Annotated in this window: 16 protein-coding genes; 7 read left to right on the top strand and 9 right to left on the bottom strand. The window is 46.9% G+C overall.

Annotation, left to right across the window (positions count from 1 at the left end; translation table 11 throughout):
* The first annotated feature begins 208 nt into the window (after positions 1 to 208).
* Together ACUALS_RS15870 and ACUALS_RS15865 are read left to right on the top strand one after the other, a co-directional pair.
* Positions 209 to 1,807, top strand: a complete 1,599-nt coding sequence (locus ACUALS_RS15870; RefSeq protein WP_334474883.1) for an EAL domain-containing protein — start codon at positions 209 to 211, stop codon at positions 1,805 to 1,807.
* Between the two features lie 160 nt (positions 1,808 to 1,967).
* Positions 1,968 to 4,028 (top strand): alpha-amylase, encoded by a 2,061-nt coding sequence (locus ACUALS_RS15865; RefSeq protein WP_454449813.1) that lies wholly within the window; start codon positions 1,968 to 1,970, stop codon positions 4,026 to 4,028.
* A gap of 36 nt (positions 4,029 to 4,064) precedes the next feature.
* Here the strand turns inward: ACUALS_RS15865 and ACUALS_RS15860 are convergent, their stop codons facing one another.
* Both ACUALS_RS15860 and aroG read right to left on the bottom strand, forming a co-directional pair.
* The gene (locus ACUALS_RS15860) at positions 4,065 to 4,373 is read right to left on the bottom strand and encodes a hypothetical protein (RefSeq protein ID WP_454449812.1); all 309 of its coding nucleotides are present in this window, start codon (positions 4,371 to 4,373) and stop codon (positions 4,065 to 4,067) included.
* A gap of 98 nt (positions 4,374 to 4,471) precedes the next feature.
* On the bottom strand, positions 4,472 to 5,527 hold the full coding sequence (aroG, locus tag ACUALS_RS15855) for a 3-deoxy-7-phosphoheptulonate synthase AroG (RefSeq protein ID WP_005470060.1): 1,056 nt from the start codon (positions 5,525 to 5,527) through the stop codon (positions 4,472 to 4,474).
* Positions 5,528 to 5,831: 304 nt separating this feature from the next.
* Here aroG and ACUALS_RS15850 point away from each other — a divergent pair, with 304 nt between their 5' ends.
* From ACUALS_RS15850 to ACUALS_RS15835, 4 genes are read left to right on the top strand one after another with little or no spacing between them, the layout of a single operon-like run.
* Complete coding sequence (locus ACUALS_RS15850; protein WP_454449811.1) at positions 5,832 to 6,548, top strand: amino acid ABC transporter ATP-binding protein; 717 nt, start codon at positions 5,832 to 5,834, stop codon at positions 6,546 to 6,548.
* A gap of 2 nt (positions 6,549 to 6,550) precedes the next feature.
* On the top strand, positions 6,551 to 7,345 hold the full coding sequence (locus ACUALS_RS15845) for an amino acid ABC transporter permease (RefSeq protein ID WP_411572113.1): 795 nt from the start codon (positions 6,551 to 6,553) through the stop codon (positions 7,343 to 7,345).
* A gap of 9 nt (positions 7,346 to 7,354) precedes the next feature.
* The gene (locus tag ACUALS_RS15840) at positions 7,355 to 8,191 is read left to right on the top strand and encodes a transporter substrate-binding domain-containing protein (RefSeq protein ID WP_038188439.1); all 837 of its coding nucleotides are present in this window, start codon (positions 7,355 to 7,357) and stop codon (positions 8,189 to 8,191) included.
* A 21-nt stretch (positions 8,192 to 8,212) separates the two neighbouring features.
* Positions 8,213 to 9,124: an amino acid ABC transporter permease gene (locus ACUALS_RS15835; protein ID WP_454449810.1), complete on the top strand. Its 912-nt coding sequence runs from the start codon at positions 8,213 to 8,215 to the stop codon at positions 9,122 to 9,124.
* On the opposite strand, the gene ACUALS_RS15830 is transcribed toward ACUALS_RS15835, so the two are convergent.
* The 5 genes from ACUALS_RS15830 to ACUALS_RS15810 form a co-directional block, all read right to left on the bottom strand.
* On the bottom strand, positions 9,112 to 9,525 hold the full coding sequence (locus ACUALS_RS15830) for a VanZ family protein (protein WP_454450035.1): 414 nt from the start codon (positions 9,523 to 9,525) through the stop codon (positions 9,112 to 9,114). The two genes, ACUALS_RS15835 and ACUALS_RS15830, sit on opposite strands and share 13 nt — an antisense overlap.
* 66 nt (positions 9,526 to 9,591) lie before the next feature.
* Positions 9,592 to 10,488, bottom strand: coding sequence for a heme o synthase (gene cyoE, locus ACUALS_RS15825; RefSeq protein ID WP_454449809.1), 897 nt, complete (start codon positions 10,486 to 10,488; stop codon positions 9,592 to 9,594).
* Positions 10,485 to 11,519, bottom strand: a complete 1,035-nt coding sequence (locus tag ACUALS_RS15820; protein ID WP_454449808.1) for a COX15/CtaA family protein — start codon at positions 11,517 to 11,519, stop codon at positions 10,485 to 10,487. Before ACUALS_RS15820 ends, cyoE begins: the two co-directional genes overlap by 4 nt.
* 33 nt (positions 11,520 to 11,552) lie before the next feature.
* Positions 11,553 to 12,101: a hypothetical protein gene (locus ACUALS_RS15815; protein WP_454449807.1), complete on the bottom strand. Its 549-nt coding sequence runs from the start codon at positions 12,099 to 12,101 to the stop codon at positions 11,553 to 11,555.
* Entirely contained in the window at positions 12,094 to 12,783 is a 690-nt protein-coding gene (locus ACUALS_RS15810) for an SURF1 family protein (RefSeq protein WP_454449806.1), read from the bottom strand. Before ACUALS_RS15810 ends, ACUALS_RS15815 begins: the two co-directional genes overlap by 8 nt.
* Positions 12,784 to 12,832: 49 nt before the next feature.
* On the opposite strand from ACUALS_RS15810, the gene ACUALS_RS15805 reads away from it, so the two are divergent.
* The gene (locus ACUALS_RS15805; RefSeq protein ID WP_038135052.1) at positions 12,833 to 13,072 is read left to right on the top strand and encodes a DUF2909 domain-containing protein; all 240 of its coding nucleotides are present in this window, start codon (positions 12,833 to 12,835) and stop codon (positions 13,070 to 13,072) included.
* 4 nt (positions 13,073 to 13,076) lie between these two features.
* Here ACUALS_RS15805 and ACUALS_RS15800 read toward each other — a convergent pair whose 3' ends face one another.
* Positions 13,077 to 13,961 carry a cytochrome c oxidase subunit 3 gene (locus ACUALS_RS15800; RefSeq protein ID WP_454449805.1) on the bottom strand — a complete coding sequence of 295 codons (885 nt, stop codon included), beginning with the start codon at positions 13,959 to 13,961 and terminating at the stop codon, positions 13,077 to 13,079.
* Positions 13,958 to 14,566: a cytochrome c oxidase assembly protein gene (locus ACUALS_RS15795; RefSeq protein ID WP_038135057.1), complete on the bottom strand. Its 609-nt coding sequence runs from the start codon at positions 14,564 to 14,566 to the stop codon at positions 13,958 to 13,960. Before ACUALS_RS15795 ends, ACUALS_RS15800 begins: the two co-directional genes overlap by 4 nt.

Below are 14,566 nucleotides of genomic sequence, written 5' to 3'. Positions count from 1 at the left end.
TATAGCCAGTGACATATTTCTTGTAGCTTCTCTAACTTATTGAGTTATTGACAAAAATCATCCGCTGAACCATGCGTATCAAAAATGAGAATTTAGACTACAAAAACAAGCAGAATCGAAGAAATTGGCTGATTGAAAGCAAATATTCGTACATCTGAAGAAAATTAAAACCTATAGTACTTACATCGATTTAGCGATTGAGCGCGATATGAAAAAACGCAATTTTATGGTTGAAAATAGATTCAAAGAGATTTGGAGTCATTTCCCGGTGCTATTGCCGGTCACATCGATATTTGTGGGCGTTTTCTTACTCGCGGCCATCTTCAATCACCACCAATTACGCAAACATGCGCTGAACGATGGAAGCGATTCGATCAATAAACTAGAACGTTATATCGATACCATGGCGGATGATTTGCAGACGCTCGCCATCAAAGTTGGGGATGATTGCAGCGAACAAGACAAACTGGCGCTAAGGGCAAAGGTTTTCAACTCGAGAATGTTGAAAGAAATCGGCCTGTATAAAGATGGCATCGTTTACTGCACGAGCAATGAAGGCCCATCACAAATTCGGCTCTTTAACTCAACCTTGCAACGTATTGACGCCTCCCCCAAACACATCACCATTTCTCTTACCGAATCGAAAAGCAAACTAAAAACCTTTTTTATTTACTCATCTTCAGATAAGAAACGAGGCATCAACGCACTTCTTCATCCTCAGCAGTTTTTGGAACTCATTTCACCAGTATTTGAAGAACGTAAGTATGGATACCAAATTCATGTACTCAACGAAGTCATCCAAAGCAATCAAACACAGCCCGGCTTAAAACTCTACAGTTTTTCGTCCTCGCTTTACCCTTTGTCTATCAGCGTTTACCTCACCAGCGAGTCATACCAAAATCACTACTTGTCGCACATGGGTGAGACCGTCTCTATCGCCCTAGTCTTATCATTGCTCTACTTAATGATCCGATACCAAACATTAGTAAAAAGCTCCGTTGAATACTCACTCGTTAATGCAATCCACCAAGAACAAATCGAACTCTACCTGCAACCTATCGTTGATATTCACTCGAGAAAAGTGGTGGGAAGTGAAGCTCTAGTGCGTTGGAATCATCCGGTACAAGGGCAGATTTCTCCGGAGCAATTTATCCCTCTCGCAGAAAAGCTAGGGATCATTGATCGCGTAACGGAATACGCGTTTAGGGAGGTGACTCGTTTTCTTAAACGCAATCCAGACTATTGTGAACATAACTACATCAGCATCAACATCAGTCGTTACCAAATCGTCAAACCTGAGTTCGTCGAATATCTGACAAACTACGCCAAGCGCCATCCAAAACTGGTCTCAAGAATACTATTGGAGCTCACAGAGAACGTTGACCTTACCTCCGAGCAACTTGATTTAGCACTCACCCATTTAACACAAATCCAATCACTCGGTTTTGAAATTGCCATTGATGATTTTGGCACTGGATACTCGGGATTAAACCTCATTAGGCAAATGAAATTTGATGTGGTCAAAATCGACCAAGTGTTTATCAAAAGTTTGCATTCAGATTCCAATATTAAGCCGGTTTTGAAATCGATGATTCAACTCGCGACAGACTTGGGGATGAGAGTGATTGCGGAAGGCGTGGAAACCGAATATCAAATCGAACAACTCGAGCAACTTGGCGTTAAATACATCCAAGGTTTTTACTACGCCAGACCGATTAAGCCTGAAGACTTTGCAGTGTTCTACCAAATGAGCGACACCGCACACATCCAAGCTCAGCCTGTTCCTAGGTGGAACACGGATGGCTAACCCGAACAACCTTACCTAATTTAACTTCTCAATATCGTTTCCTACTCTGTGATAGATGGGTGATCTATCGCCCATTTTAGGGCGTAGACGGGGAGAATGATGTCGCACTTATCGGTTCCTTTTATGATTAGCTAACTATCATAAAAATAAGGACTATTACGTGAAACATTGCCATACTCTCATCGCGGCGAGTATATTGCTCGCGACAAGCACTTCGGCCTTTGCTGCGCCTAGCTTATCGGTTAGCACTACCACCACGAGCAGAGACTTTCCTTTGACCACTTCAGAACCACTCGTTCTGCCACTCACCAAACAACTCTACCAGCTAAAAATTTCAGATGTTGAAGGGGAATGCGAAGCGCCTGCCGAACAAAAAGTGAAGTTTCGCCGCCCTTTACAGTTGAACTGCGGTAAAGAAACGCTGCTTGACCTCAACGTTCGCTTCGCTGGTGATTACTCCTTTTCTTACGATGAAGAAAACAAAACAATCGCAATCGCAAGGGAAGCCAAAAAAAGTAAGCAAACCGTATTTAAACGCCCGATTCCCAATGTGCAGTGTGAACAATTGTCAACCGAGCCTGCAACGTTGGATCTCGCCGAAACTTATCCAGATGGCACGAAGTTAAAAGAGGCATTCAGCGGACAAGTTGTCACGGTTGAAAATGGGAAAGTCACACTTAGCCCAGCACAAACAAGCGGGGGGCTGGTTCTCCTTGAACCGATAGAAAGCCAACCTAACGCATTTCCATTTAGTTACAGCAACGCCAATATCTACTTTGTTATGGTGGATAGATTTAATAATGCTGACCCATCCAACGACCAAAGCTATGGCCGACAGAAAGATGGCAAACAAGAGGTGGGCACATTCCACGGTGGTGATCTAAAAGGCGTAACGGCAAAACTAGACTACATAAAAAGCTTAGGGACCGATGTGATCTGGCTGTCACCGATTGTTGAGCAAGTTCATGGGTTCGTGGGGGGCGGAGAAAAAGGCAGCTTCCCATTTTATGCCTACCACGGTTACTGGACGCGAGACTTCACCAAGATAGATGAAAACTTTGGCAACGATGATGATTTAAAAATCTTGGTCAACGAAGCTCACAAGCGAGGCATAAAAGTTTTCCTCGATGCCGTGATCAACCACTCTGGATATTCCACATTAGCGGATCTCCAGTTCGACAACATTGATGTTGTTAACCCGCAATCACTGCCAAGCAAATGGGCACAATGGTCTCCAAATGGCAGTGAGAACTGGCATAGTTACCACCAAGCGATCAACTATCAAAGCGACAATTGGGTAAACTGGTGGGGGCCGGATTGGGTTCGAACTGGTCTGCCTGGCTACTCGAAACCGGGCTCAAGTGACATCACCATGACATTAGCAGGCCTACCCGACTTTCTCACCGAAGCCGACCAGCCCGTCACGCCGCCTCAGTGGTTACTCGATAATCCAGGAACACGAGTCACCAAAAGAGATAATTTTACCGTCTCTGATTACTTGATCAGTTGGCAATCTGACTGGGTCAAACGCTTTGGTATTGACGGTTTTCGCGTAGACACCGTCAAGCATGTTGAAGGAGATGTGTGGCGCAGGCTCAAAGCGTCCGCCTCCCAAAGCCTTGAACAGTGGCGCAGAGAAAACGGTAAACAAGGCGAGCCTTTCTGGATGATGGGAGAAGTGTGGGGCCATTCGGCGTATCGCTCTCCGTACGTGGATGATGGCTTTGATGCATTGATCAACTTTGATATGCAGAAAAAACTGGATAAAGGTGCCGCATGTTTTAGCCAAATGCAGGATACCTATCAAAATTATGCTGATTCAATGCAAGAAACGCCTGATTTTACGCCGGTAAGCTACATGTCATCTCATGACACAGAGCTATTTTTCGACCGCTTCAAGTCGTTTGAAATGCAGCGCAACGCTGCCAATGCGCTCATGCTAAGTCCAGGCGCTGTTCAAGTGTACTACGGGGATGAAATCGCTCGTGAGCTTGGCCCATACGCCGATGATTTCCACCAAGGCACTCGCTCAGACATGCTGTGGAAACTCGACATCGAGCGCAAAGCCCTTTTAGAACATTGGCAAACTCTCGGCCAGTTTAGACAACGACACCCAGCCATTGGTGCCGGTCAACACAAGCTCATCCCGAATGAGTCCGCCTATGTATTTTCTCGTACCTTTGGCAACGATAAAGTCGTAGTGGGTTACTTGGGAAAATAATCTAAATAGAAAAACGAGCTCAAATGAGCTCGTTTTTTAAGGTTGGTCGTTTGGCAAAATCAAACGGGTTCGATATTCCTGATCCGCCTTTGCTTCCGCGACCATTTGAAGCACGAACAAACTCGTATTTCTTACCCCACATTTGACATCACACGGCTGTCGGTATTCTATTGGCAGAGTCTTATCTTTTACGAGTATTTCATCTGAATAACTCTTTTCAGGTTGATGAAGATCTTCTTCGACCGGATTATTCAGCGAGTAGAGAAATAGCGGCGACGTTTGACTGTTCGCCCAGCTCAGCGAAGAGAACGACAGCAAGAGCAACAGACTCACTCTAATCAACATAATTCATTCCTTCTATTATTAACTGGCGCAGTATAACCATACACCTATAAAAAGCAAAAAAGCTCCCGAAGGAGCTTTTGTATCGCTAAAAGGTTGGCTTACTTATTGTCTCGGCGAGCTTGGACCGAATCGGCCAATTGGCGCAACACTTTCTCAGTGTCTTCCCAGCCAATACATGCGTCAGTGATCGATTGACCGTAGTTAGGCGCAACGCCGTCCACTAGGTCTTGTCGCCCTTCAACCAAGTGAGATTCAATCATCACGCCAAAGATCGCCTCTTCACCACCGGCAATTTGACCTGCGACATCATCACTAACAACCATTTGGCGTTGATACTGCTTGGAGCTGTTTGCGTGGCTAAAGTCGATCATCACTTTTTGAGGAAGGCCAGAAGCTTCAAGCTCAGCCTTGATTGAACCAACATGATCTGCACTGTAGTTAGGCTCTTTACCGCCACGAAGGATAATGTGGCAATCCGGGTTACCTGCGGTTTCTACAATCGCAGAGTGACCATACTTGGTAACAGATAAGAAATGGTGAGATGCACTTGCGCTGCGAATTGCATCCGAAGCAATCTTAATATTACCGTCAGTACCATTTTTGAAACCCACTGGGCATGAGATACCCGAAGCCAGTTCACGGTGCACTTGTGATTCCGTAGTACGAGCGCCGATTGCCCCCCAACTGATTAGGTCTGCCACATACTGTGGTGTGATCATGTCGAGGAATTCACTTGCAGTTGGCAGCCCCATATCCGTCAAATCGAGAAGCAGCTTACGGCCCATACGCAGACCATCGTTGATCTTAAATGTATCGTTTAGGTAAGGGTCGTTGATTAGCCCTTTCCAGCCAACTGTCGTACGTGGTTTTTCGAAATACACACGCATGACAACTTCAAGTCGGTCGCCCAATTCATCGCGTAGCACCTTTAAACGCTTGCCGTATTCAATCGCGGCTTCTGGATCGTGGATAGAACACGGACCAACAATAACAAGCAGGCGGTCATCCTCACCTTTTAAAATATTTGAAATCGCTTGGCGGGAGCGAAACGTGGTTGAAGAGGCGGTTTCTGTTGCTGGAAACTTCTCTAAAACAGCAACTGGTGGTAATAATTCTTTTACTTTGCTGATTCGTACATCATCTGTCTGGAACATTGCTACTACTTCCTATTTCTCTTGGCGTGAGCGCCAGCATCCAACGGGTTGATGCATAATTGCTCAACGTGTTTTTCCTGTTCCTTGTAACTTATCTATCAAAAACCAAGGTTGCAACCACTATTTGCACCAAAAGGCAATATTTCCACCAATTTTACACTTTACGATTGGTGTAAAAATAAAATTACACCTCGTGATTTGCGGTTAAAATCCGCGATTTAGCGGCAGATATTCGCTATGTGTGATGCAATATCCGATTGATATTGCTATGGTAATACCACTATAAAAACAACGCAGTATCGTCATGAACGCGATTAATTTTTCGAATGTCAGCAAATGGTATGGGCAATTCCAAGCCCTAAAAAACATCCAACTCTCGGTATCCAAGGGAGAGATTCTGGTCATCTGTGGCCCTTCTGGATCGGGTAAGTCCACCCTGATACGAACAGTCAATGGGCTAGAAAGCGTATCGGAAGGCGAAATCTCTATTCTTGGTTCATCCATTGATCAAGTCCCACCTGGAAAAGTGGGTATGGTGTTCCAACACTTTAATCTCTTTCCTCATTTAACTGTGTTAGAAAACTTAACACTGGCCCCTGTTCGAACCCTCAAGCTCTCTAAGCTCGAAGCCCAACAACGAGCAATGCATTACTTGGAGCGGGTCAACATCGCTGAGCAAGCATCTAAATACCCAATCCAACTTTCAGGAGGGCAACAACAGCGTGTCGCCATAGCCCGTTCTTTGTGCATGCAACCAGAAATTTTACTGTTCGATGAACCAACATCAGCCCTAGACCCTGAAACGATTCAGGAAGTCCTTGATGTAATGATCGACCTTGCCAACGACGGCATCACAATGATGTGCGTGACCCACGAGATGGGTTTCGCGAGAAAAGTCGCCCATCGAGTGATCTTTATGGACAAAGGTGAAGCACTAGAAAGCGCTCCTCCTGAGCAGTTGTTCACCGCGCCGTCTCATCCACGAACAAAGCAGTTTCTCACCCAAATACTCTGTCATTAATCATGGTTAACATACTTAAACCCGTTTTTTCCGCCATTTTTCAGATATTGCTGCTCGCTGCGGGGCTATGGTGGCTGTTGGATTCAGGTGCCAAGACGATGGGCTACCAATGGCAATGGGACCGAGTACCTGACTACATCGCCTTTTATGAAGAGGGAGAATGGTGGCCTGCTGAGCTTATTGAAGGCCTGTTTGTCACGATAAAAATATCGTTAATCAGCCTACTCTTTACCTTAGTGATTGGGTTAACCACCGCTTTGCTAAAACTGTCCAACTCGGTTGTCGGGCGTGCGCTAGCGACTGGCTACATTGAACTGATCCGCAACACTCCGTTGCTGGTGCAGATCTATCTGCTCTATTTTGTCTTTGGTCCTGTGATTGGCTTAGACCGCTTTGCAACAGCGGTACTCGCTTTGTCCCTCTTTCAAGGTGCTTACACGGCCGAGATTTTCCGTGGTGGCTTGAATAGTATATCGAAAGGCCAGTTTGAAGCGGCCAAGTCATTGGGGCTCAATCCGTTTCATACCTACTATGATGTTATCTTGCCTCAGTTGCTGCAAAGGACGCTGCCGCCTTTGACCAACGAAGTGGTATCGTTGGTCAAAAATTCCTCCATTGTATCTGTGATGGCGATTTTTGACCTCACTACGGAGGGGAGAAACATCGTTGCTGAAACTGCGATGCCATTTGAAATTTGGTTCACCGTCGCAGCGATTTATCTGCTGCTCACCCTGTCATTGTCCGCTTTGTCTGCTCTCCTTGAGCACAAATTGGGCGCTAGTTGGCGAACACAATAAGGAACAACCATGAAAACGTTAGGAAAGTTCGTATCGAAAAAGAGTTTCAAGCGTGCTATTACCGCATTGCTTGGATTGGCGATTGCACTGCCTTCTATGGCAAGTGACACGCCCAACATCGATAAAATCAATGAGCGCGGTACATTGCGCGTTGGTATGTCAACATTTGTCCCTTGGGCTATGCGCAACACTCAAGGTGAGTTGATTGGCTTTGAAATCGATGTTGCCAAGCGCCTTGCCGCAGACTCTGGGTGGAAAGTCGAGTTCGTACCCACAGCGTGGGATGGCATTATTCCCGCGCTATTGGCGCAGAAATTCGATGTCATCATCGGCGGAATGAGCGTCACGCCAGAGCGTTCTAAAAGCGTGTTGTTTTCGACGCCTTACTCGCACTCAGGGGTTCAAGTGGCCGCGAACACAGAGCTTGCAGCCGGATTTACAGAGTTCAGTGACTTCGACTCTCGCCGCGTAAAAATAGCCGCCAGACGCGGGGCATTTACCGTTCAAGTGGCTCGTGAGACGTTCCCGAAAGCAAAAATCCTTCAATTTGATGACGACGCGCAAGCATTCCAAGAAGTCCTCAATGGCAACGCGCACGCAGTGATCGCCTCGAGCCCGAAACCGGAGCATGAAGCGGTCAAACATGCCGATAAACTGTTTATTCCTTTCTCAGAGCGTTTGTCTAAAGGCAATGAAGCCTTTGCAGTTCGTTTAGGGGAAGAGGATAAAAAAGCCTTTTTCGATGAGTGGATCAACGCCAGAACTCAAGATGGTTGGTTAAGCGAGCGCTATGAGTACTGGTTCTCCACACTAGATTGGCAAAACCAAGTCGCAAACGGTCAATAAACATAACGAAGTGGTAGTAAAGTGAGTAATGTACAATCCGCATCTGCACCCGTTGTTGCAGCAAGCAAATTCAAGTTCAATAAGCTAGACGTCACTCTATTGTTTGGCTTAGCGCTTCTTGTCGGCTGGCTCTACTACCGCTCTTCCATTGGCGTTAACTACCATTGGCGATGGCAACAAGCCTTTGACCTCATTTTTACCGCTCGGTCCGATGGCTCACTGCCCTACTTTTTTCAAGGTTTGGTCGCGACACTGCGCCTAAGTATTTGGGGAGGTGTACTCGCCTTCACCCTAGGGACATTACTTGGTATCGGTAGGCAATCGCGGTTTACCCTCATCCGTCAGCCTATCAATATTTTCATCCAGTTAGTTCGCAACATTCCGCCATTGGTGTTTGTGTTTATTTTCTATTTCTTTATCTCAAACCAATTAATCCCTTTATTAGGTCTAGGAGAAATACTCAGAAACCATTCCGGTGAAATTACCTCACTGCAATCTCTGTTGTTTGGTCCCGCAGCGCTGTGGGAAAACTTGCTTTCTGGCGTGCTTTGCATTGGTATTCTGTCTTCAGCTTACGTCGCAGAGATCGTCCGCTCAGGTTTAGCCAGCGTTGAAAAAGGTCAATGGGAGGCCGCTGAATCACTGGGTTTATCCACTTGGGTGAAGTATCGCTATGTAATTGCGCCGCAAGTGCTTGTCACGATAACGCCAGCGTTGGCAGGACAGGCGATCTCGCTGATTAAAGACACGTCGATTGTGTCCCTGATTTCTATTCAGGAAATGACGTTTGTCGGCACCGAGATGGCGAACTCGTCTGGGTTAATTTTTGAAATTTGGTTGATTGTCGGCCTAACGTATTTGACGATTTGCTTAGCCCTTTCCATGCTCTTTAAAAAGCTAGAAAGTCATATTCTGCGCCATCAGCGTAGGTAAGCAGGGTAACGAAAGCCCATGTAACAAAGATAAGTAAGGCTTCCAATCAACACACCACTGATATTGATCGCCAAATCACTATAAGAAAACTGTCGAAGTGGGAAATACATCTGCGAAAACTCATCGATCGTGACGGCAATAAGCAGCAACCCGACCCAAGGTGAGATTGGAACGCTTGAGTATTGATAGAAGCTTTTTGGGGTTGCCCAAGATGCAAAAAAGCCCAGCGTTGTGGCTACGATAAGGTGCATTGCCCAATCACCGCCCACCAGTGTTTCCATACCAGCAACAATGTGACCGTAAATATCAAACGATTTAGCCAAGGATGCAGAGCCACCGATAGCGACTAACGCTACCCACAATAGCAATCTTTTCCCAAACAAATCTGACAACGACAACATAGATTTCAACTCAACTCCTACAAGGGCTGCAAAGATTAACCTATGTTGTACCGTGTGAACAGTCAGTTAGGTTAAATAATGGTCAAATAATAATAAGACAAACAGTGCCATTAAATGGTAGATCGAGAATTTGAAAGTTTCGATAGCTGAACCTTCATTCGGGTTAAATTTTAGTTTCCAAGCATAACCAATAAACCCTAGGCTAAGAAATACCGATCCTATCCAGTAAATCGTGCCGCTCATTCCTACCAAGGCAGGCATCAAACAGACCAACGCCAGAAGAATGGTATATAGCAAGATAGACGTTTTTGTGTACTCAACACCATGGGTGACTGGCAGCATAGGAATATCAGCTTTTGCATAGTCCTCTTTGCGGTGAACGGCGAGCGCCCAGAAGTGAGGAGGAGTCCAAATGAAAATAATCATCACCAGTAACCAAGCGTGAGCATGTAACTCTCCGGTGACGGCAGTCCAGCCCAATAGTGGAGGCATCGCACCGGCAATACCTGCGATGACGATATTTTGTGGCGTCGCTCTCTTTAGGTACATGGTATAGATCACCGCATAGCCAACCAAACTGGCGAACGTCAGCCAAGCGGTCAGTGGATTGACCAACGCATAAAGAATTACAAAGCCAATCAAGCCAATACTGGTCGCAAACATCATCACATGACTGGCTTTGATGTCACCAGACGGCAACGGGCGCTTATAGGTCCGTGCCATGATTGAGTCGATTCGTCGGTCGATGAGATGGTTATAGGCGGCGGCTGACCCCGCCATCAACGCAATTCCGAACAGTCCAAATGAGGCTTGTTGAAGAGGCAATGCATCCGGCACCGCGAGGCACATGCCAACCAATGCTGTCAAAAGCATGAGTGCAACCACTTTGGGTTTAGTTAGAGTAAGATACACATGCCAGTTGGCGCGAGACGACGCTCGTGTGTAGTGAATCGTTTTACTCATCGTACACCTTCCTTATCTAACAATTCAGAGTGGGTCACTCGACTGGTCGAACGGTCAAACAACACATAGTTGGCTCTTAGCACTGTAACCAGCAGCAGTGCCGCCCCCAAGTTGTGCGCAACAGCCACGACCAACGGCAGGCTAAACACCACGTTGCTAATGCCAAGAAGCAGTTGCAGCGTAAGCAATGCCACCAGCCAAACTGCAGTTCTCACCAACACTTTGCTTTTTGCTGAGAGCAGTTGAAACGCCAAGGCAATCACCACAAGCGTCGTCAGTATTGCGCCAAATCGATGGGTCACATGAATCGTCATTCTGGCTCCGTAATCAAGGGTGCCAAACTCGTAGCTTTCGTGTTGGGGTTGAATCAGCTCAAACGCGGTAGAGAAATCGAGATAGCTTGTCCAATCTCCCTGACAAATCGGCAAGCTGGTACACATCAAGGCGGCATAATTTGACGATGTCCATCCTCCCAAGGCGATTTGCAAAACCACAACGACTAAGGCGATTGCAGCCAGTCCCTTCGCGGCTTTTGGAACAGATAAAGCCGCTGCCGAGGGCGTCGATTTATCTTTGAGTCGCCAATAGAGTATCGCCAACAAACAAAATAACGAGAACCCGCCAAGCAAGTGCCCCATCACAACAATGGGCATCAACTTCATCGTCACTGTCCACATACCGAGCAATGCCTGAAATACCACGACCAACGAGAGCGTCAGTGGCAAGCCAATCCCTAAACTCTTTTCTCGAATACACCGAAACGAAATAAGGAAAATGATCAACCCGAGCGTGCCTGCAAAATAGCGGTGAATCATCTCAAGCCAAGCCTTGTTGGCTTCAATGGTCAGTGAAGGGTACAAAGTTTTGGCCAATGCGATCTCATGGTGCTCATTCGGCACAGTCAGATGACCATAGCAACCGGGCCAATCCGGGCAGCCCAATCCAGCATCTGCGAGTCTTGTATAGGCGCCAAGCATAATCACGACAAAGGTTAACGCTACACTAAGCCGCACTAAATTTATCAATTTCATCAACGTGCTCCCTGTCTTAAATCGTGTGAACGCTTACCCTACTCGCGATAGTTTGAGTAGCTTGCGTAAATCGGCCAACACATCCTTGCTTTGTTGGACCAAGTCACTTTCTGTTTTCACTTTTGGATAACGCATGACTAACTGCCCTAGAGGATCAACAATCACGACCTCGAATCCTGAGACCAAGTGGTCCAAATTACCGCTTACATTAACCACGTTAAATTGCTCGGCTACCTTTGGCATCACCTCATTGTCCGAGCGAACCAGTAATACCGGAGAAACCCGACCTTGGTACTTGCCAAGCGCGGTATGACTTTGCCCCAATAGATAGAGTTGCTGCTGGCAAAATGCCTCACAGCGACTCGGCATCACATAGGCCAACTGCCACTGACTTCCAGCATAGGGGTTGTCGATGCCGAGAGTTTGGTAACTGACACTTGGCTCAATCAACACGCCTCGATTGGTCACCCCAGACTGATACCAATGATTGATTAATACCGTCTTGGCCAAAATTGCAGGCAATGCGAACATCAGCACTAATGTGAGAAATATGATTCTTCCTCGCCACACTGGATTACTCATGCGCCACTCCTTTGTTTATCGCTCTCACGAACACCCAACCACTTAACCCAAGCAGTGCCGCCGCCATCGCAAACCACTGCACTGCATAGCCAATGTGCTTTGATGATGTCATTGGTACGGGCTGCCATGGTTGAGGATACGTCCAATCTTCAACTTGGGGCTGAAATACATAAGGCTCTAACGGCTGCTGCCACTCTTCGGCCAATCGTTCCAAGTTGAGATTTTGAATCCTGACCACTGGTCCTGACTCAGCAAGCAGCTGCTCACTCAAAGGGTTGTTCGAACGTTGATACAAGCGTCCTGTCACCTCGATGGGTTGATTTAACCACTCAACCCTAGGCAACACTGAGCGGCTCTCCGCTGCTGGTACAAATCCTCGTTCGAGTAACACTCCTTTCCCCTGCTCATTTATCGTCAACTGCATCGCCAGATAGCCAACTTGTCCCTGATAGATTTGGTTATCCAGCAGCAGATACTTCCCGCTCACTGGCGTAAGACGAGCCTTGACCTTAATGCCAGTCAAATACCCCTTCGTCCGGGATTCCAACTCACTCATCGATATCGGCTGAGAAAATTCTCGGCTGCTAAGGTATTGCTCCATCGCCAGTTTCTCGTCTGCTCGCCCTAACTGCCACAAACCCAAGTTGATCAATAGCGAAAAGACAACCAAAGTTAATATCAAAGCTAACCAAAAAGTTGGTCTCTTTACTAAAAAGCCTAAGGACAACCTCATGGTATTTCTTTTCAAATTGCTGCTTGTGGTGTTATTGCTGTTCATTATTTTCAACCTAGCTCGCGCAATGATCGAGATGGTCAAAGGACCACAACAAGACGACGAAGATACTCAGCAACCCGACAAACCAATGAGCTTCTACCTTGGTCGTCGTGTGTTTCTTTCTGCATTGGCCGTCGTCCTTATGGTTGCTGCATTGCTTAGCGGTTTTATCGACCCAAACGTGCGCCCCTACTAGCGGTCTACAGCACGTAAACAAAGACAAACAGGCATAACCAAACCACATCAACAAAGTGCCAATACCAGCTGCCCGCTTGGAATGCAAAGTGATCTTTCGGCGTAAAGTGGTCTTTCGCAATCCGAGCAAGTAAAACAATAAGGAAGGTGGTACCAAGCAGCACGTGCATGCCATGGAAACCCGTCAGCAAGAAAAAGGTATTACCGTAGATCCCCGATTGAAGCGTGAGACCTAGATCTTGATAGGCATGAGCATATTCGACGCCTTGGTAATACAAAAAGAAGCACGCCAACACTATGGTGATCTCAAGCCACACAATCAGCGCCATCCGTTTATTTTGCTCCAAGCTGGTATGCGCAAGATGCAGGGTTATCGAAGAAGTCAGCAGAATTAGCGTATTAATAAGAGGGATCCCTTGCCAGCCCATGGCCTGCGTTTCGGTGCCCCCTGGCGTTGTCGTTAATGGCCAAAGCGCTTCAAAGGTTGGCCAAAGCACTTCATGGGTCATCGCATTGTTACTGGCGCCGCCTAACCAAGGGACGGCTATCACGCGGGCATACAACAAAGCACCAAAAAATGCCCCGAAGAACATAATCTCAGAGAAAATAAACCAGCTCATGCCCTGTCGAAATGAACGCGAGATTTGCTGTGAGTATTGACCGCTCATCGACTCGGTAATCACATTGCTAAACCAGCCCGCAAACATGTACAGCAAGAAAAGAAATCCCGCCAACAAGATAAGTTTGCCAAAAACGCTGCCATCGCCACCCTCGGCCATGTTTTGCACCGTTAGCCCCGCCCCGACCGCGATTAGAAATAGGGCAACCGCGCCGACAATGGGCCAACTACTCTGAGCGGGAACATAGTAAGGTTGATGTTTTGAGCTCATTGGGCTGCTCCTTGCTTTGGTCTTGAGGGTATTGAGGACGTGGCAGTTAATGTCGCCACTTCTAACGAGGCGTCCACAGACTGAGTAATGTCATACAAGGTATAAGAGAGAGTAAGAGTGTGGATCGAATCGGGAATATCAGGCTCGATATAAAAGATCAGTGGCATTTCGGCGCTGTCTTGACTCGCCAGTGGTTGCTGATTAAAACAAAAACACTCGATCTTATTGAAATAGGTTGCGCCTAACCCTGGGGACACGGAAGGTACCGCTTGGCCAACAATCTCTTTCGCGGCGAGATTTTTTGCCACAAACGCTGTTTGTATGACTTCACCAGGGTGAACATCCATGTAGGCTTGCTTTGGCCCAAACTGCCATGGGATCCCTTGATTTAAATGGGCCATAAACTCCACGCGGACAACACGAGAGGTATCCGCAACCATCCCTTGAGGCTGAAGAACAGATTCTGTGTTGGTTTTGCCGTTGATGCCAAGCGCATCACACATCACATCATAAAGAGGCACCAGCGCAAAGCCGAAGCCAAACATCGCCATGGTTGCCACGAGCAGCTTCAGCGTCAGTTTTTGATTCGACTTCGCTTGGCTCAT

Source organism: Vibrio sp. NH-7, from assembly GCF_053643215.1.
Note: the sequence above shows the minus strand (reverse complement) of the source record. Positions and strands in the feature narration are given on the sequence as shown.

What these genes read in the sequence shown, in the direction of transcription:
- ACUALS_RS15805 (WP_038135052.1), top strand. Translation starts at nt 12,833, where the DNA reads ATGGTATTTCTTTTCAAATTGCTGCTTGTGGTGTTATTGCTGTTCATT.
- ACUALS_RS15870 (WP_334474883.1), top strand. Translation starts at nt 209, where the DNA reads ATGAAAAAACGCAATTTTATGGTTGAAAATAGATTCAAAGAGATTTGG.
- aroG (WP_005470060.1), bottom strand. Translation starts at nt 5,527, where the DNA reads ATGTTCCAGACAGATGATGTACGAATCAGCAAAGTAAAAGAATTATTA.
- ACUALS_RS15820 (WP_454449808.1), bottom strand. Translation starts at nt 11,519, where the DNA reads ATGAAATTGATAAATTTAGTGCGGCTTAGTGTAGCGTTAACCTTTGTC.
- cyoE (WP_454449809.1), bottom strand. Translation starts at nt 10,488, where the DNA reads ATGAGTAAAACGATTCACTACACACGAGCGTCGTCTCGCGCCAACTGG.
- ACUALS_RS15850 (WP_454449811.1), top strand. Translation starts at nt 5,832, where the DNA reads ATGAACGCGATTAATTTTTCGAATGTCAGCAAATGGTATGGGCAATTC.
- ACUALS_RS15815 (WP_454449807.1), bottom strand. Translation starts at nt 12,101, where the DNA reads ATGAGTAATCCAGTGTGGCGAGGAAGAATCATATTTCTCACATTAGTG.
- ACUALS_RS15795 (WP_038135057.1), bottom strand. Translation starts at nt 14,566, where the DNA reads ATGAGCCAAGCGAAGTCGAATCAAAAACTGACGCTGAAGCTGCTCGTG.
- ACUALS_RS15845 (WP_411572113.1), top strand. Translation starts at nt 6,551, where the DNA reads ATGGTTAACATACTTAAACCCGTTTTTTCCGCCATTTTTCAGATATTG.
- ACUALS_RS15800 (WP_454449805.1), bottom strand. Translation starts at nt 13,961, where the DNA reads ATGAGCTCAAAACATCAACCTTACTATGTTCCCGCTCAGAGTAGTTGG.
- ACUALS_RS15830 (WP_454450035.1), bottom strand. Translation starts at nt 9,525, where the DNA reads ATGTTGTCGTTGTCAGATTTGTTTGGGAAAAGATTGCTATTGTGGGTA.
- ACUALS_RS15840 (WP_038188439.1), top strand. Translation starts at nt 7,355, where the DNA reads ATGAAAACGTTAGGAAAGTTCGTATCGAAAAAGAGTTTCAAGCGTGCT.
- ACUALS_RS15860 (WP_454449812.1), bottom strand. Translation starts at nt 4,373, where the DNA reads ATGTTGATTAGAGTGAGTCTGTTGCTCTTGCTGTCGTTCTCTTCGCTG.